The sequence below is a fragment of the Luteibacter sp. P1_D3 genome (genome assembly GCF_056406135.1).
This window is the reverse complement of the sequence record NZ_JBFUAT010000001.1, coordinates 15567-37766: the sequence shown is the minus strand read 5'-3', so window position 1 is coordinate 37766 and position 22200 is coordinate 15567. Positions and strand designations below refer to the sequence as shown.

Annotated in this window: 23 protein-coding genes; 15 read left to right on the top strand and 8 right to left on the bottom strand. The window is 65.1% G+C overall.

The genetic code is table 11. The annotated features are described in order from the left end of the window. Positions 1-69 precede the first annotated feature (69 nt). Positions 70-648, bottom strand: coding sequence for a C40 family peptidase (locus AC1DYM_RS00205; protein WP_477334828.1), 579 nt, complete (start codon positions 646-648; stop codon positions 70-72). Positions 649-780: 132 nt separating this feature from the next. Here AC1DYM_RS00205 and AC1DYM_RS00200 point away from each other — a divergent pair, with 132 nt between their 5' ends. The 3 genes from AC1DYM_RS00200 to hutG all read left to right on the top strand — a co-directional run bounded on the left by AC1DYM_RS00200 (position 781) and on the right by hutG (position 4369). Further along, positions 781-2040 carry an NAD(P)/FAD-dependent oxidoreductase gene (locus AC1DYM_RS00200; RefSeq protein WP_477334826.1) on the top strand — a complete coding sequence of 420 codons (1260 nt, stop codon included), beginning with the start codon at positions 781-783 and terminating at the stop codon, positions 2038-2040. 150 nt (positions 2041-2190) lie between these two features. Further along, the gene (gene gorA / locus AC1DYM_RS00195) at positions 2191-3555 is read left to right on the top strand and encodes a glutathione-disulfide reductase (RefSeq protein WP_477334824.1); all 1365 of its coding nucleotides are present in this window, start codon (positions 2191-2193) and stop codon (positions 3553-3555) included. A gap of 16 nt (positions 3556-3571) precedes the next feature. Further along, positions 3572-4369, top strand: a complete 798-nt coding sequence (gene hutG, locus AC1DYM_RS00190; RefSeq protein ID WP_477334822.1) for an N-formylglutamate deformylase — start codon at positions 3572-3574, stop codon at positions 4367-4369. Between the two features lie 81 nt (positions 4370-4450). On the opposite strand, the gene AC1DYM_RS00185 is transcribed toward hutG, so the two are convergent. The 6 genes from AC1DYM_RS00185 to asnS are packed head-to-tail and all read right to left on the bottom strand — an operon-like array spanning position 4451 to position 9724. After that, entirely contained in the window at positions 4451-4873 is a 423-nt protein-coding gene (locus AC1DYM_RS00185; protein ID WP_477335456.1) for a RidA family protein, read from the bottom strand. Further along, a complete protein-coding gene (locus AC1DYM_RS00180) occupies positions 4863-6314 on the bottom strand; it encodes an aldehyde dehydrogenase (protein WP_477334820.1) in 1452 nt (483 codons plus the stop codon). The genes AC1DYM_RS00185 and AC1DYM_RS00180 overlap by 11 nt, the downstream gene beginning before the upstream one ends. An 8-nt stretch (positions 6315-6322) precedes the next feature. Beyond that, the gene (locus tag AC1DYM_RS00175) at positions 6323-7111 is read right to left on the bottom strand and encodes an SDR family oxidoreductase (protein WP_477334818.1); all 789 of its coding nucleotides are present in this window, start codon (positions 7109-7111) and stop codon (positions 6323-6325) included. A gap of 28 nt (positions 7112-7139) precedes the next feature. Then, the gene (locus AC1DYM_RS00170) at positions 7140-7472 is read right to left on the bottom strand and encodes a hypothetical protein (RefSeq protein WP_477334816.1); all 333 of its coding nucleotides are present in this window, start codon (positions 7470-7472) and stop codon (positions 7140-7142) included. A gap of 6 nt (positions 7473-7478) precedes the next feature. Beyond that, complete coding sequence (locus AC1DYM_RS00165) at positions 7479-8306, bottom strand: MalM family protein (protein WP_477334814.1); 828 nt, start codon at positions 8304-8306, stop codon at positions 7479-7481. Between the two features lie 14 nt (positions 8307-8320). Next, positions 8321-9724 carry an asparagine--tRNA ligase gene (gene asnS / locus AC1DYM_RS00160; RefSeq protein WP_477334812.1) on the bottom strand — a complete coding sequence of 468 codons (1404 nt, stop codon included), beginning with the start codon at positions 9722-9724 and terminating at the stop codon, positions 8321-8323. Positions 9725-9850: 126 nt separating this feature from the next. On the opposite strand from asnS, the gene AC1DYM_RS00155 reads away from it, so the two are divergent. The 11 genes from AC1DYM_RS00155 (at position 9851) to radA (ending at position 19744) form a co-directional block, all read left to right on the top strand. After that, positions 9851-10177 carry a HesB/IscA family protein gene (locus AC1DYM_RS00155; RefSeq protein ID WP_477334810.1) on the top strand — a complete coding sequence of 109 codons (327 nt, stop codon included), beginning with the start codon at positions 9851-9853 and terminating at the stop codon, positions 10175-10177. A 274-nt stretch (positions 10178-10451) separates the two neighbouring features. Next, a complete protein-coding gene (rpsF, locus tag AC1DYM_RS00150; protein ID WP_325467759.1) occupies positions 10452-10874 on the top strand; it encodes a 30S ribosomal protein S6 in 423 nt (140 codons plus the stop codon). A 15-nt stretch (positions 10875-10889) separates the two neighbouring features. Then, complete coding sequence (gene rpsR / locus AC1DYM_RS00145; protein ID WP_029214018.1) at positions 10890-11120, top strand: 30S ribosomal protein S18; 231 nt, start codon at positions 10890-10892, stop codon at positions 11118-11120. Between the two features lie 109 nt (positions 11121-11229). Then, positions 11230-11676: a 50S ribosomal protein L9 gene (gene rplI / locus AC1DYM_RS00140; protein WP_477334805.1), complete on the top strand. Its 447-nt coding sequence runs from the start codon at positions 11230-11232 to the stop codon at positions 11674-11676. A gap of 194 nt (positions 11677-11870) precedes the next feature. Then, complete coding sequence (locus AC1DYM_RS00135) at positions 11871-13295, top strand: replicative DNA helicase (protein ID WP_477334803.1); 1425 nt, start codon at positions 11871-11873, stop codon at positions 13293-13295. A gap of 256 nt (positions 13296-13551) precedes the next feature. After that, positions 13552-13833 carry a hypothetical protein gene (locus AC1DYM_RS00130; protein ID WP_477334801.1) on the top strand — a complete coding sequence of 94 codons (282 nt, stop codon included), beginning with the start codon at positions 13552-13554 and terminating at the stop codon, positions 13831-13833. A gap of 16 nt (positions 13834-13849) precedes the next feature. After that, positions 13850-14614, top strand: a complete 765-nt coding sequence (locus AC1DYM_RS00125) for an SGNH/GDSL hydrolase family protein (protein WP_477335454.1) — start codon at positions 13850-13852, stop codon at positions 14612-14614. A 158-nt stretch (positions 14615-14772) separates the two neighbouring features. Further along, positions 14773-15741: a CsgG/HfaB family protein gene (locus tag AC1DYM_RS00120; protein ID WP_477334799.1), complete on the top strand. Its 969-nt coding sequence runs from the start codon at positions 14773-14775 to the stop codon at positions 15739-15741. A gap of 400 nt (positions 15742-16141) precedes the next feature. Next, positions 16142-17059, top strand: coding sequence for a CsgG/HfaB family protein (locus tag AC1DYM_RS00115; protein ID WP_477335452.1), 918 nt, complete (start codon positions 16142-16144; stop codon positions 17057-17059). 121 nt (positions 17060-17180) lie between these two features. After that, entirely contained in the window at positions 17181-18269 is a 1089-nt protein-coding gene (gene alr, locus AC1DYM_RS00110) for an alanine racemase (RefSeq protein ID WP_477334797.1), read from the top strand. Positions 18270-18352: 83 nt separating this feature from the next. Beyond that, positions 18353-19744, top strand: coding sequence for a DNA repair protein RadA (gene radA / locus AC1DYM_RS00105; protein WP_477334795.1), 1392 nt, complete (start codon positions 18353-18355; stop codon positions 19742-19744). Between the two features lie 104 nt (positions 19745-19848). Here radA and AC1DYM_RS00100 read toward each other — a convergent pair whose 3' ends face one another. Next, positions 19849-20646, bottom strand: a complete 798-nt coding sequence (locus AC1DYM_RS00100) for a cytochrome C assembly family protein (protein WP_477335450.1) — start codon at positions 20644-20646, stop codon at positions 19849-19851. Between the two features lie 120 nt (positions 20647-20766). On the opposite strand from AC1DYM_RS00100, the gene ffh reads away from it, so the two are divergent. Continuing rightward, the gene (gene ffh / locus AC1DYM_RS00095) at positions 20767-22158 is read left to right on the top strand and encodes a signal recognition particle protein (RefSeq protein ID WP_477334793.1); all 1392 of its coding nucleotides are present in this window, start codon (positions 20767-20769) and stop codon (positions 22156-22158) included. Positions 22159-22200 lie beyond the last annotated feature (42 nt).

Below are 22200 nucleotides of genomic sequence, written 5' to 3'. Positions count from 1 at the left end.
TAGTTAAGCACGCAATTAAATCGCACACAATCTAAATCGCGGGGGATAGGGGTGCTCGTTGCCAACGGTTCAGTTTAGGACACGGCGACCGTAGACGAAGTTCTGCTTCCAGTACGCGCCATCGAGGTCGTCGAGACGTACCGTACCGCCGGAATTGGGCGCGTGCACGAACCGGCCTTTGCCGACGTAGACGCCGACGTGGGTCACGTGTCCGCGGCCGAAGAACACGAGGTCACCGCTGGCCAGCTGCGATTCGTCGACCTTGGGCTTGTCCAGCGCGGCCATTTCGCCAGAGGTGCGCGGCAGGCGTACGCCGGTCGAGGTCAGGTAGATGTAGTTGATCAGGCCGCTGCAGTCGAAGCCGCCTTGCGGCGTGTTTCCGCCCCAGCGGTAAGGCGTGCCGACCAGGCCGATGGCGCGGAACAGGACGTCGTTGGCCGCGTCGGCGGGCGGTGCCTCGGCCGGACGGTTGGACCACGAAAGATTCTTGGCCAGCGGCACGGCGGAGGCCGGATTGCGTTGCTGGGATGAGGATCGCTTGGGCGGCGCGCTGCCGCAGGCGACCAGCAGGCTGAGCGCCGAGGCGAGCAGGAGCGGACCGAGCAAGCGGGCGGGGTGGAGCGAACGGGCTGGAACAACGGCGAACATCGGGCGTTTCCCCCTGCTGGAGCGGCGCGTCGAGGTTATCAAATCAATAGGTTGCGTGGAACACCTCGCAAAGAGCACGAATTCATCTGGCGGACAGGCCACCCGGTCGCAGTCGGCCGTTAAACTTCGTCGATGGATAGATCCCGAAGCGACGTACTGATCATGGGCGGAGGTGTGATCGGCCTGGCCTGCGCGCTTTACCTGCTCAAGGCCGGGGCGAGCGTGCGGGTGCTGGAGCAGGGCCTGCCCGGTAACGGCGCCTCCCATGGCAACTGCGGCACGATCACTCCCAGTCACGCCGGCCCGCTGACCATGCCGGGCATGGTCGGCACGGCGCTTCGCTCGCTGTTGCGCCGTGATGCACCCCTTTACGTCAACCCTCGCCCGGATCCCGCCCGGGCGCGCTGGATGCTCGACTTCGCCCGTCACTGCACCTGGCGCGATTACCACTACGCCGGCGAGGCGCGGGGCGCGATTCTCAACCGCTCGCGCGCCTTGCTTGGCGAGCTCATCGCCGATGAGGGCATGGCGTGTGAATTCGAGGAAGTCGGTGAGCTGTACGTCTATCGCGACGGCCGGACGCTGCAGGGCGATCGCCCGCACGTCGAACTGCTGCGTCGGTTGGGCATGGACGTTCGCGTATTGAAGGGCGACGACGTCCTCGCGCTCGAGCCCGCGCTGCGCGATGGCGTGGTCGGTGGCCTCCTGCATCCAGGTGACGCGCGGCTGCGGCCGGACCGTTATGTGGCCGAGCTGTCGCGACGCGTCCGCGAGCTCGGCGGCGCGATCGAAACCGGTGCGCGCGTGGATGAGTTTGTTTTCGACGGCGAACGCATCTCGCACGTTCGCACCACGGGCGGCGTGTTCAGCGGGGATCGCGTGGTCATGGCGCTTGGCGCGTGGTCGCCCCTGGTCGGCAAGTTGCTGGACATCCGTCTGCCGATGCAACCGGGCAAGGGTTACTCGCTGACGTGGGACCAGCCGCCCACGCGCGTGCCGACGCATTCGCTCGTGTTACGCGAAGCCGCCGTCTGCGTGACGCCATGGGTGTCGGGCTTCCGGCTCGGCAGCACCATGGAGTTTTCCGGCTTCGCCGAAGGGCTCAATCCGATCCGGCTCGACGCGCTTCGTCGCGGGTCGGCAACGTATCTGCACGAACCCGAAGGTCGCGGCGAGATGGTGCCCTGGTGGGGCTGGCGCCCGATGAGCGTGGACGAGTTACCCATCATCGGGCCGAGCACGCGGTGGTCGAACCTCACCTACGCCACGGCCCACGGCATGCTCGGCATCAGCATGTCGGCCGCCACCGGTGAACTGGTCGCGAACCTGCTGGCCGGCCCCGCGCCGGTGCTGGATCCCACACCATTTTCTCCGGCGCGTTTCGGCCTCTGACGCGCTTTTCCGGGCTTTGGCAGGAGCCGATTCATCGGCGATCCCGCGGCAGCGGGCCAGTCACTCGCAAGCACCCAATCGCCGATGAATCGCCTCCTACCAGGAGCCGGATTTTGCTACGGTGGCGTATTGAACTTGATGGAGCGACACATGACCGTGGAAGCCTTCGACCTCATCGTGATCGGTGGTGGTTCCGGCGGCCTCGCCGCTGCGATTCGCGCCGCGAAGCACGGTGTGAAGGTCGCGCTGATCGAGCCCGGCGAACTCGGTGGCACCTGCGTCAACGTCGGCTGCGTTCCGAAGAAAGCCATGTGGTATGCCGCGCAGATGGCCGAAGCGCAGTACATCGCGATGGACTACGGCTTTCACGATACGCCCGGCAGTCTCGACTGGCCGCGCTTCATCGAACGCCGCGACGAATACATCGAGCGCATCCACGGTAAATACCAGCAGGCTCTCGACAAGGGCCATGTCACCGTCGTGCGCGAAACCGGCCGGTTCGTCGACAAGGGACGTGTCCGCGCCGGCGAGCGCGAACTGACGGCGCCGCACATCATCATTTCGACGGGATCGAAAGCGAAGCACCTCGCCAAGCCCGGGTTTCACCTGGCCATGGATTCCGACGGCTTTTTCGACCTGCGGGCCTGCCCGAAGCGCGCGGCGATCATCGGCGGCGGCTACATCGCGGTCGAACTGGCCGGCGTGCTCCGCGCGCTGGGCTGCGACGTGCACATGTACGTGCGCGGGCGCTTGATGGGCGGGTTCGATGAAGAGATGGCGTATGGCCTGGGCGAGGAAATGGAGCAGCACGGGATCCGCATCCACTACGAGTGCCAGATCGTCGCCGCGCACGAGGCGGAGGGCGTGATTCTCCTGGACTGCGACCGTGGCGATCACCCCGGTCCGTTCGATGCCCTCATCGTCGCCATTGGCCGCGAGGCGAACACGGCGTCGCTGGATATCGGGACCATCGGGCTGGCCACCACCGGAACGGACGGTCATATCGCGATCGACGACTGGCAGAACACGAATGTGGAAGGCGTCTACGCCGTTGGTGACGTGACCGAGCGAATGGCTCTGACCCCCGTGGCCGTGGCGGCGGCGCGCAAGCTGGTCGACCGCCTGTTCGGCGGCAAGCCGGAGGCGAAGCTCGATTACCAGAACATTCCCAGTGTCGTCTTCTCGCACCCGCCGCTGGGGACGATCGGGATGTCGGAACAGGAAGCCCGTGAGGCCTACGGGGCCGAGGTGCACCTGTACAAGCAGTCGTTCGTGCCCATGCAGCTGGCGCTGGCCCGACGGCCTATCACTACGCGCTTCAAGCTGATCTGCGTGGGCAAGGAGTCGCGGATCGTCGGCATGCAGATGCTCGGCCCGGGTGTCGACGAGATCCTCCAGGGCTTTGCCGTGGCGATCAAGATGGGCGCCTGTAAATCGGACTTCGACGATACCCTGGCTGTCCATCCGACATCGGCCGAAGAGATGGTCCTGATGGGCGATCGCGTCCCCGGATGAGCGCTACACTCTCCCCATGATTCCTTACACCCTTCATCGCGGCACCGCGCCGCTCCTGGTCAGCCTGCCGCATAACGGCAGCGCTATCCCCGATGACATGGCCGCCCGCATGAAGCGTCGGGCGCGGGGCTCGGTGGACACGGACTGGCATGTCGCCGAGCTCTACGACTTCGCGCGTGACATGGGGGCCAGCGTGATCAAGCCCTTCGCCTCTCGCTTCGTGGTCGATCTGAACCGCCCGTCGGACGGGCACCTGCTCTATCCCGGCAAGAATGAAACGGGCCTGGTTCCCACGGTGCTGTTCGATGGCCGCGAGATTTACCGCCCCGGCGCCGAGCCGGATGCCGCGGACATCGCTGACCGCGTCGAGCGCTGGTGGAAGCCGTACCACCAGGCCCTGGCGGACGAACTGGCACGCCTCAAGGCCGAATTCGGTCGCGTGGTGTTGTGGGAGGGTCACTCGATCCGCAGCGAAGTGCCGATGCTGTTCGAAGGCCGCCTGCCGGATCTCAACCTGGGCACGGCCGACGGTGCCAGCTGCTCACCCGATCTGCAGGCGCGCGTGGCGGCTGTGCTCGAGCGCCAGAAGGACTATTCGTTTGCCGTGAACGGACGCTTCAAGGGTGGGTACATCACGCGTCACTACGGCCGCCCGGCCGAAGGCGTGGATGCCATCCAGCTCGAACTCGCCCAGCTGAACTACATGGACGAGGACTCGTTCGAGTACCTGCCGAAGAAGGCCGCGCAGGTGCAGATGGTGATCGGGGACATGCTTCGGGTTTGCCTCGAGGCTGCCAGGGCGCTGACGCCCTAACCCGGTAGGAGCCGATTTATCGGCGATCCCGCGGCAGCGGGCCAGGTTTCGGCGAGCACCCGATCGCCGATGAATCGGCTCCTACCGAGGCAGCGATGCGATGCACTTCAGTTCGATCGCGATCGGCGTCGGTAGCGCGGTAATGCCCAGTGTCGTGCGACACGCATCTACACCGGCGAACGCCTCGGCATAAAGCCGGTTGTACGTCGTGAAATCGCGCGTCATATCCGTGAGGTACACCGTCACGTCGACGAGATCCTCGAAGCGCGCACCACTGGCTTCGAGCACGGCCCGCACGTTCGCGAACACCTGCCTGCACTGCGCTTCGATGTCATAGGAAACCAACGTGCCGTCTGCATCGACGACATTCCCCGGTACCGCGTTCGTCGACGGTACGCGTGGACCCACGCCGGAGAGGAACAGCAGGTCGCCCACGCGTCGCGCGTGCGGGTAAGCGCCTACCGGCGCTGGTGCGCCCTCGGCGCGGATGACGTCATTGCCCATGGTCGATGCAGACATTCCTGGCCTCGGTAAAGAAACGCATGGCCTCGGTGCCGCCTTCGCGGCCGATGCCCGATTGCTTGCTGCCACCGAACGGCGTGCGCAAGTCACGCAGCATCCAGCAGTTGACCCAGACGATGCCGAAGTCGAGCCTGGCCGAGAAGCGGTGTGCGCGTGACACATCGCGCGTCCATACGGACGCGGCCAGCCCGTACGGCGTGCCATTGGCGATGGCCAGTGCCTCCGCCTCGGTGTCGAAGGGAATCAGGGTGACGACTGGCCCGAAGATTTCTTCCTGGTTCGTCGCTGCCTCGTTCGAGAGCCCCTCGATCACCGTCGGCTGGACGAACCAGCCGTCGGCACAGCGACCGTCGACAAGGACGCGTTCGCCTCCTGTCAGCAGCGTGCCGCCTTCGTCGACGGCGCGTGCGATGCACGCAGTGACCTTGTCGAAATGGGCCTCCGATACCAACGCGCCGAGTTGGCTGTTGTCGTCGAGAGGATCGCCGACCCGCAGCTTGCGAACGCGTTCGAGGTAGGTTTCGCGAAAGCGCTCGTAGATGCCGCGCTGGACGAGGAGGCGGGAGCCGCACAGGCAGATTTCGCCCTGGTTGGCGAAGCCCGAGCGCACGATCGTCGCCAGGGCCGCTTCGGAAAAATCGAAATCGTCGAAGACGATCGCGGGATTCTTGCCGCCGAGTTCCAGCGAGACTTTCTTCAGCCGGGGTGCCGCGGCGCTGGCAATGGCGATACCGGTGCGCGTGCTGCCGGTGAACGAGATGGCCTTGACGGCATCGTGGGTAACAATGGCTTCGCCGACGGCGGGACCGGTGCCATGCACGATGTTGAATACGCCGGGCGGAAAGCCTGCCTCGGCGACCAGCGTGCCGAGCAGCCACGCGGTATATGGGGTGACCTCGGACGGCTTGGCCACCACGGCGTTACCCGCAGCGAGCGCGGGCGCAATCTTCCAGGTGAACAGGTACAGCGGCAGGTTCCACGGACTGATGCAGCCGACGACGCCGAGCGGCAGGCGCAGCGTGTAGTTAATCGCGCCCTGTTCCATGGCGTGGGACTCGCCGCTCCACTGACCGGCCGCGGCAGCGAAGAAACGCAGGTTGGCGATGGCGCGCGGGATGTCGAGCGAGCGGGCGAGGGTGAGTGGCTTGCCGCTGTCTTGCGATTCTGCCTCGGCGAAGGCCTCCAGACGGGCTTCGATCAGGTCGGCCAGACGCTGCAGGCAGCGACCGCGCGCCTCGGCCGGGGTCTGCGCCCAGCCGGGTGCGGCCCGGGAGGCTGCGGCGACCGCTTCGGCCACGTCGGTCGCATCGGAATCGGGGCACTGCGCAAACGGCCTGCCGACGGCCGGATCGACGCTGTCCAGGTAGCGGCTGCCGCGCGGCGCGCGCGATTGGCCATCGATGAGGTTGGCGAGGATCAGCATGGCGCGCCTCAGTTGAGACTGCGCGTGCGACCGCCATCGACGGTGAGGCTCACCCCGTTGACGTAGCCGGCGGCTGGGCTGGCGAGGAAGGCGATCACGGCGGCGATTTCCGCCGGGTCACCGAAGCGGGCCGCGGGAACGCTCGCGAGCAGGCCTCTTTCGACTTCGTCGCGGCCGCGGCCGGCCTTGACGCTGGCTTCGACCAGGGCTTCCAGGCGCGGCGTGCGTGTATAGCCCGGCAGCACGTTGTTGACCGTGATGCCGTCGGGCGCGACTTCCGCCGACAGTGTCTTCGCCCAGCCGGCGACGGCGGCGCGCACGGTATTGGAGACGCCGAGATTGGGGATCGGCTCTTTCACCGACGTGGAAATGACATTGACGATGCGCCCGTAGCGCGCCTCGCGCATGCCGGGAAGGCAGGCGCGGGTGATCACCTGTGCCGCGATCAGGTGCTGGCGGAAAGCGACCAGGAAGGCATCGGGCTCGGCTTGCGAGGCCGGGCCGGGCGGGGGTCCGCCACTGTTGTTGATCAACACGTGCACTGCGTTGAGCTTCACCACTTCGGCGATCGCGGCGGCCAGGGCGTCGGTGTCGAGCATGTCGACGGCCACGTGACGGTGCTTCTGTCCGGGGTGGGTCGACGGCAGTTCGGCAGCCAGCGCGACCAGTGCATCGGCGGAGCGGGAGAGCAGGGTGACGCTGGCACCCAGTTCGGCCAGCTCGAAGGCGGTGGCCCGGCCGATGCCCTGGGAGGCGCCGCAGACCAGCGCGTGACGACCGGTGAGGCGAAGATCCATGCGTGCTCCCTGGTTGGGTGGCGGCCTGTCAGGCCTGTCTCATCGCCCACCACTGTAGCGCCATCGCGGCGAACCAGCACGGCCATGCGAACCAGGGCGCACGGCGCCACCAGCGCTGCCAGCGATTGAGGTCGTCGTCGTTGAACAGGGCCGGTGCATCGGAGCGCAGCACGCGGCGCATGCGCAGCCAGTTGGCCATGCCATTGGGCCGGCCGGTGTCGGCCTCGGTGATGGTCGTCCACTGGTCGGGATACCGCTGGCGCAGCAGGGACGTGAACCGCCACTGGGCGATGAAGTGGAAGACGAAGGCCGCCACCGCACCGAGCAGCAAGAGGAGATAGAGAAGGACTGCGGTCTGCATGCTCGCTCAGCTGCCGTTTTCTTTCTTGGACAGCTCTTTCTTGTCTTTGCCGTCGCCCAGGATGTCGGTGGTGACCACCTGGCGGATCGTGGAAATCACGCCGTTACCCGGCTGGGCCTTGTCGCAGACGGCATTGCCGATCGCCTTCTTGTACGTGTCGTTCTGCATGCCGACGAACAGCACACCATCCGGGCCATGTGGAATCTTGAAGCTGCCTGCAGCGGCCATCTTCACCGGCGCCTCTGCCGAGAAGTTGCTGGGCGATTGTTCCCAGTAGGTCTGGCTCTTCTGCTGCTTGGACGACGAATACACGACCATGTACCGCGCCTTGTCGTCCTCGACCTTGAACTTGCCGAAGGCACCCGTCGTTTCGTTGGTCCAGCCCATGTACTCGCACAGCTGGATGTCTTCGGCGTGCAGGGGCTGGAAGGCGTCGTCGAGCAGCACCACCGTGGGCGCGAAGAGATAGCTCGAGCTCAGCCAGCGGCCATTGAGTTCGGCCTTCATCGCGACGGTGTACGGCATCTGCGCGCCGGCGGGCAGGCGGAAGGCCAGGAAGTAGCTGCGGTCACCGTTGAGGTTGGCGACCGGGCTGTCCTTGTCCAGCGAGAAGCGCTGCGGCTGCCAGGGCAGCATGTCCTGGTAGGACAGGTCGGCGAAGCTGCCGCAGCAGGGCGTGGCGTTGTCGAGTGCCTTGCGCGCGAGGTCCACCGTGTTCGACGGATTCTCCGGCGGGCGGAAGTTCGGCGGCACGATGGCTTTCATCGTGTGGCAGGCCGCGAGCGTGAGCAGCGCGGCGGCGAGGAGCAGGGAACGTACGGGGGAAGAGGGCATAAGGGTCGTGGTTCTTAGAACTCGGCACTCCCTGCCGCGCGGGGATAAGGGATGGCGTCGCGGATATTCGCGAGGCCGCACACGTAGACGAGGAGGCGCTCGAAGCCAAGGCCGAAACCGGCATGCGGCACGGTGCCGTAGCGGCGCAGGTCGCGATACCAGTTGTAGACGTCCTTATCGAGGCCGAACTGATCCATGCGACGGTCGAGATAGTCCAGGCGCTCTTCGCGCTGGGCGCCGCCGATGATCTCGCCGATGCCCGGGGCAAGGACGTCCATTGCCGCCACGGTCTTCCCATCGTCGTTGAGGCGCATGTAGAAGGCCTTGATCTCTTCCGGGTAGTTCATGACGACCACGGGGCGGCCGATATGTTCCTCTGCGAGGTAGCGCTCGTGCTCGGTCTGCAGGTCGATGCCCCAGGCCACCGGGTGCTCGAATGTCTTGCCGGACTTCTGCAGGATCTCGACCGCCTCTGTGTATTGGATGCGCTCGAACGGCTTGGCGATGAAGGCTTCCAGGCGCGAGATCGCGTCCGGCTGAACGCGCTCGGCGAAAAACGCCATGTCGTCGCCGCATTCGTCGAGCACCGCCTTGAAGATGCCCTTGAGGAAGAGCTCGGCGAGATCCGCGTTGTCGTTGAGGTCGGCGAAGGCCATTTCAGGCTCGACCATCCAGAACTCGGCCAGATGGCGGGTGGTGTTCGAGTTTTCGGCGCGGAAGGTCGGGCCGAAGGTGTAGACCTTGCTCATCGACAGGGCGTAGGCCTCGACGTTGAGCTGGCCGGACACGGTCAGGAACGCCTCGCGGCCGAAGAAATCCTTGCGCCAGTCGATACCGCCCTTGTCGTCGCGTGGCAGGTTGGCGAGATCCAGCGTGGACAGGCGGAACATGTCACCGGCGCCTTCGGCGTCCGAGGTGGTGATGATCGGCGTGTTGATCCAGAAAAATCCCTGCTCGGTGAGCAGGCGATGGATCGCCATCATCATGGTGTGGCGGACGCGGGTCACGGCACCGAACAGGTTGGTGCGCGGGCGCAGATGCGCGACCTCACGCAGGAACTCCATGGAATGCTGCTTGGGCTGGATCGGGTAGGTGAGCGGGTTCTCGACGAAACCGGTGACCTCGACCCTCGTGGCCTGGATCTCATAGGCCTGACCCTTGCCCTGGGAGGGGACGAGCTTGCCCGTGACGATGATGCCCGCACCGGCCGAGAGCCGCTTGACGTCGGTCTCATAGTTGGCGAGATCGCTCGTGGCGACGACCTGGATGGGGGCAAAGCAGGAACCGTCGCTCACGTTCACGAAGGACAGGCCGCCCTTCGATTCACGCAAGGTGCGGACCCAGCCGCGTACAGTGACTTCGTGTTCCGCCGCGGTCGTGCCGCCTGCGAGAGCCTGCTTGACGCTTACCACCGTCATCGATTGAAACTCCAGAAAAGGCACCGCACTTTAAAGAGGGCGCATGGGACGCGACCCTGCATGATAATGTAAGGGCCACGTGAACGGCAGCGTTCTCCCGATATACCACGGTAAAAAAACGTCTTCATGAGCATTCAGATCACTCCCGCCGCGTCCGATCGCATGCGCGCCTTCCTGGCCAAGGCCCCTGAGGCCGCCGGCGTGCGCTTTTCCGTCAAGCGGATGGGCTGCTCGGGCTTCGGCTATGTGGTCGACCTGGCTGGCGCCATCGCCTCGGACGACCAGGTCATGGATATCGACGGGATCCGCGTCGTTGTCGACCTCAAGAGCCTGCCCCTGGTGGAAGGCACCCTGATCGACTTCCAGCGCCAGGGCCTCAACGCCTCCTTCGTCTTCCACAACCCCAACGCCACCGGCGAGTGCGGCTGCGGCGAGAGTTTCACCGTCGCGTAGCGGCGGTGTGTGGGCCCATCGGCCCACTGTAGGAGCCGATTCATCGGCAAAAGCCAACGGAGCGGTGTAGCCAGGCGCTGATCGCCGATAAATCGGCTCCTGCCGACAGCTGCAGCCCCTGGCGATCCGCCCACCAGGGCGTCGGCCCTTGCGATAACCCCCCGTCTCTCCTTACAATGCGCGGCTGGCTCTCCCCAAAGGAGGGTCTTCTTGCCTCACCGCACGTTGCGGGAGGCTGCCATCCCCGCAAGGGGTGCATCCACAAGGAGTCACCATGCGTCATTATGAAGTCGTGTTCCTGGTCCATCCGGACCAGAGCGAACAGGTGCCCGCCATGATCGAGCGCTACAAAGCGCTGATCGAAGGCGACAACGGCAAGATCCACCGCCTCGAAGACTGGGGCCGCCGTCAGCTGGCTTACCCGATTGCCAACCTCGCCAAAGCTCACTACGTGATGCTGAACATCGAGGTTTCGCAGAACGCCCTGAACGAGCTCGAGACGGGCTTCCGCTTCAACGACGCCGTCCTGCGCCACCTCGTGGTTCGCCGCGACGAAGCCGACCTCGAGCCGTCCTTCATCCTCAAGAGCAAGGAAAAGGACGAGCAGAAGGGTTCGCGTCGCCGTGACGACGACGGCGACGGCGACGATCGCCGCGGCGGTCGCGACAACGACAACGATCGCGACAGCGACGACTAATCGGGGATCACAGCCATGTCTAAATTCTTCCGCCGCCGCAAGTTCTGCCGTTTCACCGCCGAAGGCGTCAAAGAGATCGATTACAAGGATCTCAACACCCTCCGTCAGTACGTTACCGAGAACGGCAAGATCGTCCCGAGCCGCATCACGGGCACGAAGGCACGCTACCAGCGCCAGCTGGCGACCGCGATCAAGCGCGCTCGCTTCCTCTCGCTGCTGCCGTACACCGACAACCACGACGTCTGATCCCCTAGCGCCCTCCCGTTACCGGTGAGGGCGCTGGTGTCAGGCATTTCGGACAACCGTCCTGGCTGCACGGGGCCCATTCCGTGCTAACGAAAAGTAAGGAAATACCATGGAACTCATCCTCCTCCAGAAGGTGAAGAACCTCGGCGACCTCGGCGACAAGGTCAGCGTCAAGCCGGGTTACGGCCGTAACTTCCTCCTTCCGACTGGCAAGGCCGCTCGCGCGACCGCCGCCAATCTCGAAGCGTTCGAAGCACGCCGTGCCGAGTACGAAGCGAAGGCCAAGGAGCATCTTGCCGGTGCCGAGGCTCGTGCCGCCAAGCTGGACGGCGCCGAGATCACGATCGAAGTCAACGCTTCGCCGGAAGGCAAGCTGTTCGGCTCGGTCACGCCGCGTGACGTTGCCGAAGCCCTGACCGCCAAGGGTCTGGAAGTCGACAAGAGCGAAGTGATCCAGGCCGAAGGCCCGTACCGCAACGTTGGTGAGTACGACGCAGTTGTCGTGCTCCACGCCGACATCCAGCAGACGGTCAAGGTCAAGGTGGTCGGCGCGTAAGCTCCGATCCCCCTGCGATCCTCGGAAGCGGGCGCCGAAAGGCGCCCGTTTTCGTTTGGGGGCTCGTTCCGGCCCGTTTCGCCCACAGGTTATCCACAGACTTATCCTCTCAACGGGTGAGACATCCCCGCGTATCATGGCCGCACGGCCAGGCCGTCCCGGCCAGGGGCGCCGTCAGCAACACGAGGTATTCCATGTCCTTCAATCCCGAGCGCGGTGAACGCGGCGAGCGCGGTGACCGCAAGCGTCGGCGCGAGCCGACGCCGTTCGACTCGCTGCGCATTCCGCCGAACTCGATCGAAGCGGAGCAGGCGGTACTGGGCGGCCTCATGCTCTCGCCCGATTCGCTGGACAAGGTGGCCGACAAGCTCACCGACGACGATTTCTACCGCAAGGACCATCGTCTCATCTGGCGGGCCATCAACGAGCTCGCCAACAAGGGCATGCCCTGCGACGCGATCACGCTCGGCGAATGGTTCGTCGCCAACGACCTGGCCGAGATGGTCGGTGGCGCCAGCTATCTCATGGAGTTAGCCAACTCCACGCCCAGTGCGGCGAACATCGGCGCCTACGGCGACATCGTTCGCGAGAAGTCCGTCTTGCGCATGCTGATCGACGCCGGCACGTCCATCACCGAGGATGGCTTCCGTCCCGAGGGCAAGAGCGTCCAGGAAGTGATGGAGCTGGCCGAGCAGCGCGTGTTCCGCATCGCGGAATCCGGTGCGCGCGGCAAGAAAGACATCGTCTCCGTGCGTGAAGCGGTCGGCGAAGCGTTCCGCATGCTGACCGAGCGCTACGAAAAGCGTGGACAGCTCACTGGGCTGTCCACCGGCTTTACTGATCTGGACGAACTCACCTCCGGGTTGCAGCCGTCGGATCTCATCATCGTCGCGGCACGCCCGTCGATGGGTAAGACCGCGTTTGCGTTGAACCTCGCCGAAGCCGCCGCCATGCGCGGCAAGAAGGCCGTCGCGGTGTTCTCGATGGAAATGTCGGCGTCGCAGCTGGCCTTCCGTCTGATTTCCTCGCTCGGCCGCGTGCATGCGCAGCACCTGCGTAACGGCGATCTCGCTGAAGAAGACTGGCCGCGTGTCACCTCGGCCATCACCATGCTGTCTGACGCGAAGATCTTCATCGACGACACGCCCGCGATGTCGCCGGTGGAAATGCGCTCGCGCTCGCGACGTCTGCAGCGTGAGCATGGGCTCGGGCTGATCGTGATCGACTACCTTCAGCTGATGCAGGTGCCAGGCAACAGCGAGAACCGCGCGACGGAAATCTCCGAGATTTCCCGTGGCCTGAAGGCTCTGGCGAAGGAACTCAACGTGCCGGTGATCGCGCTGTCGCAGTTGAACCGATCCCTCGAGCAGCGCGCCGACAAGCGTCCGATGATGTCCGATCTTCGCGAATCCGGCGCTATCGAGCAGGATGCCGACGTGATCATGTTCATCTACCGCGACGACTACTACAACAAGGAGTCGCCGGATAAGGGCCTGGCCGAGATCATCATCGGCAAGCAGCGAAACGGCCCGACCGACACCGTGAAACTGGCCTTCCTCGGCCACTACACCAAGTTCGAGAACTGGGCGCCCGATTCCTACGTAGGCACCTTCGACTGACACGGCTGAAAGGCGTACGCTGTTCCCGCACACGCGGGGGCGCGTATGACCACCGACCACTACGATGTCCTGATCATCGGCGCTGGCCTGTCCGGCATCGGCATGGCGTGCCGGCTGGCCATGGCTTGCCCGGAGAAGCGTGTTGGCATCCCCGCTCGGGGTAATCGTATCGTCAGGGGATGGAACCATGCGTTGTTTCGTACATCACGATGCCGAAGCGGTGGGCGTTTGCCGGTGTTGCTTCAAAGGAGCGTGCGTGGCCTGCGCGATACCCGTGACGAATGGCCTCGCGTGCTCAGCGGTCTGCCGTCCCGTGGCCGAGGACATTGCCCAGCTTCAGCTGGTGACCTTGCGGAACCAGGGCATCTATCGCTCTCAGCGGCTCATCCAGCCCGCCATGGCGGTCCTCTTCGTGGTGACGGGAGCGTCCATGGTTTACTCGTATCCTTCGTGGTCCCTTGGCTGGATTTTCACAGCCGCCGGTGTCGTCACGGGTCTGGCGCAGATCGTTTCCTCTCGTCGTCGTCGCACGGCCTGACCGGCGGACAGGCATGATGCGTAAGACCCTGCTACTCGCGGCGATGTGCTTCACCGGCTCGGCGATGTCGGCGACGGAGTTGGTCCGCATCTCGCTGCCCGACCATCCAACGCCCGACCAGCGTGCCGACATCGAGCAGCGCCTCAACGACTGGCCGCTGCTCGCTCGATTCGCCGCGGACAACGCGGCCCTTCCGTCGCCGAAGCCGGGCGAGAAGCGTGTCGTCTTTTTCGGCGATTCGATCACCGACTTCTGGGGGCGATCGGTGGGCGAGTTCTTCCCGGGGAAGGGTTATATCAATCGCGGTATCAGCGGGCAGACGACGCCGCAGATGCTCGTTCGCTTTCGTGCGGATGTCATCGCACTGAAACCGAGTGTCGTCGTGATCCTGGCCGGGACAAACGATATTTCGGGGAATACTGGCGCTTCGACGCTGGCGATGACCGAAGACAATCTCTCCTCGATGACCGAGCTGGCGCGCGTCAATGGCATACGCGTGGTGCTCGCCACGCTGCTGCCGGTGAGCGATTGTGTCGATGCGATGCAGACGAAGCGACGTCCCCCTGCCCAGATTCTCGCCTTGAATCGTTGGATTCGCGACTACGCGTCACGCGAGCATCTGGTGCTCCTGGACTACTATCCCGCCATGGCCGACGCCAGTGCTGCTCTTGCCAAGGCGCTGACTGACGATGGCCTGCATCCGAATGCGCAGGGCTACGCGGTGATGGCGCCGCTTGCGCAGCGCGCGGTGGATTCCGCGATGGCGACACCGCTGCCTTAACGCTGCTGTCAGACGACGTCGCTGTGCGGAGTATAGGCAACTCTGACGATTCGCACTGCCAGATTCGTACGGCCTTTTAGGGCAATTCCCCGCATACGGACTTCGGTCCTGTCGATAGCATCGTGCGCTCTTTCGAGTGGCACAGGACAGGACCGACCATGAAAATCACCCCCAGGCACGCCGCGCTGGCGTCGCTTGCGCTTGGCATCACTGTTTCGTTGTCGGCATGCACCGCGACGAATCCGCTCGTTGCGCGCACGCAGAAGGAGCACGTGGCCAAGGTCGCCGCGATCCCGCATTGCGCGCGCAAGCTGGGCACACTCTCGGTGATCGAGCCGGAGGGCGACGTGCACTGGTGGACCCAGCAGCAACTGCCGTCACCGACGAAGCTCATCAAGGTGTTCGTCAACAAGTCCGGCTGCTTCACGCTGCTGGACCGCGGCATGGGCATGAATGCCGCGGTGCGCGAACGCGCGCTGGCGGCGGGTGGCGAGCTTCGCGGTGGCGCCAACCTCGGCAAGGGGCAGGTCAAGGCGGCGGACTACGTCATGGTTCCCGATCTGGTTTCGACGAACGCCAATGCAGGCGGTAGTTCGCTCAGTGCGCTTGCGGGCGGCCTTATCGGCGGTGGCGCCGGCGCGCTTGTCGGCGCGATCAACATCAGCTCGAAGACCTCCGATGTCGTGCTTACGGTGACTGACGTTCGTTCGTCCGAGCAGGTCGCGATGACCGAAGGACACGGCGAGAAGAACGACATCGGCCTGGGCGCCGGTGGTTCGTTCTTCGGTAGCCAGGGTCTGGGCGGCGCCGGTATCGGCGGTTACGCGAACACCACGATCGGTCAGGTCATCACCATGGCCTATCTGGACGCCTACACGAAGCTAGTGGGCGAAATGGGCGGTATGCCCGGCAATGCGTCGGCGGCGAATGCCCGTCAGTCCGGCACGGTGCGCGTGGCCACGCGCATGTTCCCCGCTGCCAGCATGAAGGGCAAGGCGGTTCGCTCGCTCGATCCCGGAATGACGGTGTACCCCACCGGCGACAAGGTGGGCGCGATCTGGGAAGTGGACGACGAGCACGGCAACCGCGGCTGGATGTCGTCCGAGCATTTCGATCTGGCGAAGTAAGCGGGGGAGGGCGCCCGGCGCGACGGAATGGGCGATGGCCCGCCCCGTCGCGCCGGGCGTTTTGCTGTCCGTGGGCAAGGTGGATCGTGTCATCAACCCTTGCTACCATTTGGCACGAACGGGTTGCGCTCGCAGAGGGCACCCCAGTGACGTATCAGGGGATGCGACACGCTGCCGTGACTCGACCGGCTTTCTGACAGGGGATGTCTTCATTGTGCGAATCCAGGTTTCACCCATGTCCGTCGCGAAGGCCCGTCTCTTCGTCGTGCGCGTGTGGGCGAGTGCACGCTCTTCATCCCGGTCCGGGAAGAGCGGTGTTGTTCTGACTCAACGGATCACTAAGGGGCTTGATGATATGGAAGGCACGAGAACCCGGCGCATGGCCGGTGCAGTAGCGTTGATGACGATGGCGATGGCCTTTCCGGCTGCCCAGGCGCAGATCAAGAGCGCCCAGACGCTGCGCGACGAGAAGATGACCGAAATCCCGACTTGCGCGAAGCCACTGGGCACGCTTGCCGTGGAAGAGCCGGAGGGCGGCGTGAGCTGGTGGACCGCGCAGCAGTTGCCGGCGCCGTCGAAGCTGATCAAGGTGTTCGTGAGCAAGTCCCACTGCTTCACGCTGGTGGACCGTGGCGCTGGTCTCGACCAGGCGATGAAGGAGCGGGCGCTCGGGGCGAGCGGCGAGCTGCGCGTCCAGTCGAACGTCGGCAAGGGCCAGATCAAAGCCGCCGACTACGTCATGGTTCCCGACCTGATTTCGAAGAACGACGATGCGGCCGGTGGCGGCGTCGGTGGGATGCTCGGCGGCCTGATGGGCAGCAAGGTCGGTCGCATCGCCAGCAATGTGAGCTTCAAGACGAAGACCGCCGACGTGACGCTGACGATCACCGATGTGCGTTCGAGCGAACAGGTCGCCATGGCCCAGGGCCAGTCCAAGAAGACCGATCTGGGCATCAATGCCTCGGGCGCGCTGTTCGGCAGCTCCGGTGTCGGCGGTGCGGGCGTGGGTGGCTACGCGAACACCGAGATGGGCCAGCTGATCACCATGGCCTATCTGCAGGCCTATAGCGACCTGGTCGGTCAGCTCGGCGGTCTCAACGGCAACGCGTCGGCGAGCAATGCCCAACAGGCCGTCACGGTGGCGAAGCCAGGTCGTCTGCTCGCGAACTCGAAGGGCACCGGCACCGCCGTGCGGACGCTGGACCCGGGCATGATGCTTTATCCCACCGGCGCGAAGGACGGCATGATGTGGGAAGTGCAGGACGAACTGGGTAACAAAGGCTGGGTCTCCTCGACCCTGATCGAGTTGTCCAAGTAACACCCCGGCCATGGCGGGCACCGACCGGGTGCCCGCCATGGCCATGACCGCGCCACACGACTGCCCGATGGATGCGGATAGACTGAGTGGTCTGTCCTACGAGCGTTGCCGCGTCCCAGCCATGAGCCGTACCACCGTTGCCACCGTCCATCTGGGCGCCTTGCGCCACAATCTCGCCCGCGTCCGCGCCCTGGCGGGGGACGCCAAAGTCATGGCTGTGGTCAAGGCCGACGCCTATGGGCATGGTCTGGAACGTGTGGCCCGCGCGCTCGATGGCGAGGCGGAAGCCTTCGCCGTTGCGGCCATTGCCGACGGCCTGCGTCTTCGCGCCGCCGGTCACCGCCAGCGCATCGTCGTGCTCTCCGGCCCCGACACCCCCTCCGACATCGCGGAAATGCAGCGCCTCCGCCTGGATGCGCTGATCCATCATGACGCCCAGTTGCCCTGGTTGGCCAAGGCCGATCCACTGCGCGGGCCGTTGCGCGTGTGGATCAAGGTCGATACGGGCATGCATCGACTGGGCTTCGATCCGGTACGCGCGCGCGAAGTCCACGCCGCCTTGCTGGCCATGCCGGCGATCGATCGCGAGCTGGGGCTGATGACTCACTTCGCTTCGTCGGAGGAGTTCGAAGGCCGCGAGACCGCCTTGCAGATCGCTCGCTTCCGCGAGGGCACGGCGGGCCTGGCGGGCCCGCGCGCCTTGTCGAATTCCGCGGCGGTACTGGGTTGGCCCGATGCGCGTGGCGACTGGGTCCGCACGGGTGGTCTGCTTTATGGGCTCTCGGTGGTCGAAGGTCGCAGCGGTGCGGACTTCGGGTTTCGTCCTGCGATGACGCTGGCTACTCGCCTCGTGGCAATCAACCGCCTCGTGAAGGGTGAGCGCGTCGGATACAACGGCACCTACGAATGCCCCGAGGACATGAACATCGGCGTGGCGGCGATCGGCTACGGCGACGGCTATCCGCGGAGCGCCGCACCGGGAACGCCTGTCCTGATCAACGGCCGTGCCGCCCCGTTGGTGGGCCGCGTCTCGATGGACCTGATCACGATCGATCTGCGTGGTGTCCCCGAGGCACGCACCGGCGACCGGGTGACGCTTTGGGGCGAGGGCCTTCCTGTGGAGACGGTCGCTGCCGCCGCAGGCACGATCTCCTACGACCTCACCTGCGGCATGACCCGTCGCGTACTCTTCGTCGACGACGAAAGTTGATCGCTGCCTCGCTTCCTGCGTATCGCTCCGTGCGACGCGGTCGCGTTATATAGCTCCCTCCCTTTCCGGAAGACCACGACACGATGGCCAAGGCCAAGACCGCCTACGTTTGTACCGAATGCGGTGCCGAGCACAGCAAATGGCAGGGCCAATGCGCCGAATGCGGCGTGTGGAATGTCCTGTCCGCCTTCGTCGTCGAGTCGGCCAAGCCCGCCGCGGTCGTGTCGATCGGCGCGCAGCGCGGCGGCTACGCCGGCGCAGCCGCCGGTGCACCCAGGATCACGGCACTCACCGACGTCCTGCTGACTGCGGAGGCACGCACGCACACGGGCATCGGTGAGCTCGATCGCGTGCTCGGTGGCGGCCTCGTCGAGGGTTCGGTCGTCCTGATCGGTGGCGACCCCGGCATCGGCAAATCCACCTTGCTACTGCAGATGCTCGGTACGCTGGGCGCGGTGCTTCCCAGCCTGTACGTCACCGGCGAGGAATCCCTTTCCCAGGTGGCGGCCCGCGCCCAACGCCTCGACCTGCCGTTGGCGCCCCTGCACGCGCTGGCGGAAACCTGCATAGAACGCATCCTCGAGCAGGCGATGGCCGCGCGACCGCGTGTCCTGGTGATCGACTCCATCCAGACGATCTGGACGGAAATGCTCACCGCGGCGCCGGGTTCGGTCAGCCAGGTGCGCGAGTCGGCGGCGAAGCTGACCCGCTTCGCCAAGGAAACCGGCACGTCCGTCTTCCTGGTCGGCCACGTGACCAAGGATGGCGGCATTGCGGGCCCGCGCGTCCTCGAGCACATGGTCGACGCCGTGCTCTATTTCGAGGGGGAATCCGGCAGCCGCTTCCGTGTGCTGCGCGCCTTCAAGAACCGCTTTGGCGCGGTGARCGAGCTCGGCGTCTTCGCCATGTCCGAGAAAGGCCTGCGTGAAGTTCCGAACCCTTCGGCGATTTTCCTCTCCTCGCACGCGGGCCCCACGCCTGGCAGTGCCGTCATGGTGACGCGTGAGGGTACGCGTCCCCTGCTGGTGGAAGTGCAGGCGCTCGTCGACCAGTCCTCGCTGGGCAATCCTCGTCGCGTCGTGATCGGTCTGGAGCAGAATCGTCTCGCCATGCTGCTCGCCGTGCTGCACCGGCATGGTGGCATTGCCGCCTACGACCAGGACGTCTTCGTCAACGTCGTCGGCGGCATTCGCGTACAGGAAACAGCATCCGACGTACCGGTGCTGATGGCCGTGCTCTCGAGCCTGCGTGATCGCCCGTTGCCGGAAAAATCCATCGCCTTTGGCGAAGTAGGTCTGTCGGGCGAGATTCGTCCGGTGCCCAACGGCGAGGAGCGTCTCAAGGAGGCGGCCACGCATGGCTTCCGTCGTGCCGTCGTGCCTGCAGCGAATGCGCCGAAGAAAGGGCGCGTGGGCGATATGGAGGTGATCGGTGTGGAACGCCTATCGCAAGCCATCGACGCCTGCCGCGAGTAGGAAAATGTAGGAGCCGATTCATCGGCGAATGGGTGCTTGCCTCATCCTGGCCCGCTGCCGCGGGATCGCCGATGAATCGGCTCCTGCCCAGAGCGGGCCTGGCGTCAGCCGGTGCGGTGCAGGATCAGCTCCAGCACCAGCTTCGTCCCGAAAAACGCCAGCAACAACACGCCCATGCCGATCAGGGTGAGGTTCACCGCGCGCGTGCCGCGCCAGCCATAACGCCAGCGGCCCCAGAGCAGCACGCCGAAGACGATCCAGGCCACGATCGACAGCACCGTCTTGTGCACGAGGTGTTGGCTGAACAGGTTGCCGACGAACAGCGTGCCGGTCACCAGGGTCAGGGTGAGCAGGACGAAGCCCACCGCGATCAGTCGGAACAGCAGCACCTCGGTGAGGGTGAGCGGGGGCAGGGCGCGCAGCCAGTGGCCGAACTTGCTCCGCCGCAAGGCGCGTTCCTGGATGGCCAGCAGGATCGCCAGCGCCGCGGCGATCGAGAGGATGCCAAAAGCGAGTACGGCGATCGTCACATGCAGTTCGATCTGCCAGGTCATGGCTTCCGGCGCAGTTCGCGGCGCAATGAACGCGTCCATGGCAAGGAAGATCGCCGACAGCGGAAAAATCAGGATGCCCAGCCCGGCCACCGGGCGGGACAGATTCACCACCAGGGTCAGGGCGGAGGCGATCCAGGCCACCAGGGACAGGGCGGCGAAGAAATGCAGGTCCAGCGTGCCGCGATGGGCGCTCAGGAGCAGTCCGGCGTGGGCCAGCGCGGCCAGTGTCGCCATCGTCATGCCGACGCGCGCCAACGGCTGACCGCCCGTCATCAGCGGCCGTGCAAGGACGCCTGCAGCGGACAGGTAGAGGGCGATGGCGGCGAGCGCGAGGATGGCGACGATCATGGACGCGGAGTGTGGCATAGCCGCCGGGAAGCGTGAATGCGACACGTTGGCATTACCCGTCGTACGGGCAAGGGCCAAGTCCGGCTATAATCCGTCGTTTACAGCATTCATCGACTCGCCATGTTCGAATCGCTCAGCCAACGCCTCTCCGATACCGTCAACCGCCTGCGTGGTCGCGGCCGGCTGACCGAAGAAAACATCCGCGAGACCCTGCGCGAAGTCCGCATCGCCCTGCTCGAGGCCGACGTGGCCTTGCCGGTGGTGAAGGCGCTGATCGAGCGTGTGAAGGTCCGCGCCGTCGGCCAGGAAGTCCTCAAGAGCCTTTCGCCGGGCCAGGCGCTGGTCAAGGTCGTCAGTGACGAACTGACTACCGTCATGGGCGTCGCCAACACCGAGCTGAACCTCGCGGCCACGCCACCGGCCATCGTGCTGATGGCGGGCCTGCAGGGCGCGGGCAAGACGACCACGGTCGCCAAGCTCGCCCGCTTCCTCAAGGAGCGCAAGAAGAAGCGCGTCATGGTCGTCAGCTGCGACGTTTACCGTCCGGCGGCGATCGAGCAGCTGCGTACGCTGGCTGAGCAGGTCGATGTCGCGTTCTTCCCGTCGGAAGCCGGCCAGAACCCGGTCGACATCGCAAAGGCCGCCATCGCCGCCGCCCGCCGCGAAGTGATGGACGTGCTGCTGGTCGACACGGCCGGCCGCCTGCACATCGACGAAGCCATGATGGACGAGATCAAGGCGTTGCACGCCGCTCTCAATCCCATCGAAACGCTGTTCGTGGTCGACTCCATGACCGGCCAGGACGCGGCCACCACGGCCAAGGCCTTCTCGGACGCGATTCCGCTTACCGGCGTGGTCCTGACCAAGACGGACGGTGACGCCCGTGGCGGTGCCGCGCTGTCGGTGCGCTACATCACCGGACGTCCCATCAAGTTCATGGGTGCCGGCGAGAAGACCGACGCCCTCGAGCCGTTCCACCCGGATCGCCTGGCCCAGCGCATCCTCGGCATGGGCGATGTCCTGTCGCTGGTCGAGGAAGTCGAGCGCAAGGTCGACCAGGAAAAAGCCCAGAAGCTGGCCGAAAAGGTCATGAAGGGCAAACGGTTTGATCTCAACGACATGCGAGATCAGCTCGAGCAGATGTCGAACATGGGCGGCCTGGCCGGTCTCATGGACAAGCTGCCGGGCATGGGCAACCTGCCTGACAACGTCAAATCCAAGGTCAACGACAACGAACTGAAGCGCATGGTCGCGATCATCGGGTCGATGACCAAGAAGGAGCGCCGTCACCCGGATCTCCTTAACGGTTCGCGCAAGGCCCGTGTGGCTCGCGGCTCCGGCACCCAGCCGGCCGACGTCAATCGCCTGCTCAAGCAGTTCATGCAGATGGAAAAAATGATGTCCAAGCTGTCCAAGGGTGGCAGCAAGGGCCTCATGCGCCAGATGCGTGGCGCGATGAAAGGCATGGGCGGTATGGGCGGAATGGGCGGCGGTATGCCGCCGATGCGCTGAACCCCTTCCATTTTCTACAACTTTCGCTAAAATGCCGGGTTT

Excerpts from the sequence above, each read along its gene's own strand:
- AC1DYM_RS00205 (WP_477334828.1), bottom strand. The coding sequence starts at position 648 with ATGTTCGCCGTTGTTCCAGCCCGTTCGCTCCACCCCGCCCGCTTGCTC.
- AC1DYM_RS00200 (WP_477334826.1), top strand. The coding sequence starts at position 781 with ATGGATAGATCCCGAAGCGACGTACTGATCATGGGCGGAGGTGTGATC.
- AC1DYM_RS00135 (WP_477334803.1), top strand. The coding sequence starts at position 11,871 with ATGTCCTTCAATCCCGAGCGCGGTGAACGCGGCGAGCGCGGTGACCGC.
- AC1DYM_RS00125 (WP_477335454.1), top strand. The coding sequence starts at position 13,850 with ATGCGTAAGACCCTGCTACTCGCGGCGATGTGCTTCACCGGCTCGGCG.
- rplI (WP_477334805.1), top strand. The coding sequence starts at position 11,230 with ATGGAACTCATCCTCCTCCAGAAGGTGAAGAACCTCGGCGACCTCGGC.
- AC1DYM_RS00175 (WP_477334818.1), bottom strand. The coding sequence starts at position 7,111 with ATGGATCTTCGCCTCACCGGTCGTCACGCGCTGGTCTGCGGCGCCTCC.
- AC1DYM_RS00170 (WP_477334816.1), bottom strand. The coding sequence starts at position 7,472 with ATGCAGACCGCAGTCCTTCTCTATCTCCTCTTGCTGCTCGGTGCGGTG.
- ffh (WP_477334793.1), top strand. The coding sequence starts at position 20,767 with ATGTTCGAATCGCTCAGCCAACGCCTCTCCGATACCGTCAACCGCCTG.
- AC1DYM_RS00180 (WP_477334820.1), bottom strand. The coding sequence starts at position 6,314 with ATGCTGATCCTCGCCAACCTCATCGATGGCCAATCGCGCGCGCCGCGC.
- rpsR (WP_029214018.1), top strand. The coding sequence starts at position 10,890 with ATGTCTAAATTCTTCCGCCGCCGCAAGTTCTGCCGTTTCACCGCCGAA.
- hutG (WP_477334822.1), top strand. The coding sequence starts at position 3,572 with ATGATTCCTTACACCCTTCATCGCGGCACCGCGCCGCTCCTGGTCAGC.
- AC1DYM_RS00185 (WP_477335456.1), bottom strand. The coding sequence starts at position 4,873 with ATGGGCAATGACGTCATCCGCGCCGAGGGCGCACCAGCGCCGGTAGGC.
- AC1DYM_RS00100 (WP_477335450.1), bottom strand. The coding sequence starts at position 20,646 with ATGATCGTCGCCATCCTCGCGCTCGCCGCCATCGCCCTCTACCTGTCC.
- rpsF (WP_325467759.1), top strand. The coding sequence starts at position 10,452 with ATGCGTCATTATGAAGTCGTGTTCCTGGTCCATCCGGACCAGAGCGAA.
- asnS (WP_477334812.1), bottom strand. The coding sequence starts at position 9,724 with ATGACGGTGGTAAGCGTCAAGCAGGCTCTCGCAGGCGGCACGACCGCG.
- AC1DYM_RS00120 (WP_477334799.1), top strand. The coding sequence starts at position 14,773 with ATGAAAATCACCCCCAGGCACGCCGCGCTGGCGTCGCTTGCGCTTGGC.
- AC1DYM_RS00165 (WP_477334814.1), bottom strand. The coding sequence starts at position 8,306 with ATGCCCTCTTCCCCCGTACGTTCCCTGCTCCTCGCCGCCGCGCTGCTC.
- AC1DYM_RS00155 (WP_477334810.1), top strand. The coding sequence starts at position 9,851 with ATGAGCATTCAGATCACTCCCGCCGCGTCCGATCGCATGCGCGCCTTC.
- gorA (WP_477334824.1), top strand. The coding sequence starts at position 2,191 with ATGACCGTGGAAGCCTTCGACCTCATCGTGATCGGTGGTGGTTCCGGC.
- AC1DYM_RS00115 (WP_477335452.1), top strand. The coding sequence starts at position 16,142 with ATGACGATGGCGATGGCCTTTCCGGCTGCCCAGGCGCAGATCAAGAGC.
- alr (WP_477334797.1), top strand. The coding sequence starts at position 17,181 with ATGAGCCGTACCACCGTTGCCACCGTCCATCTGGGCGCCTTGCGCCAC.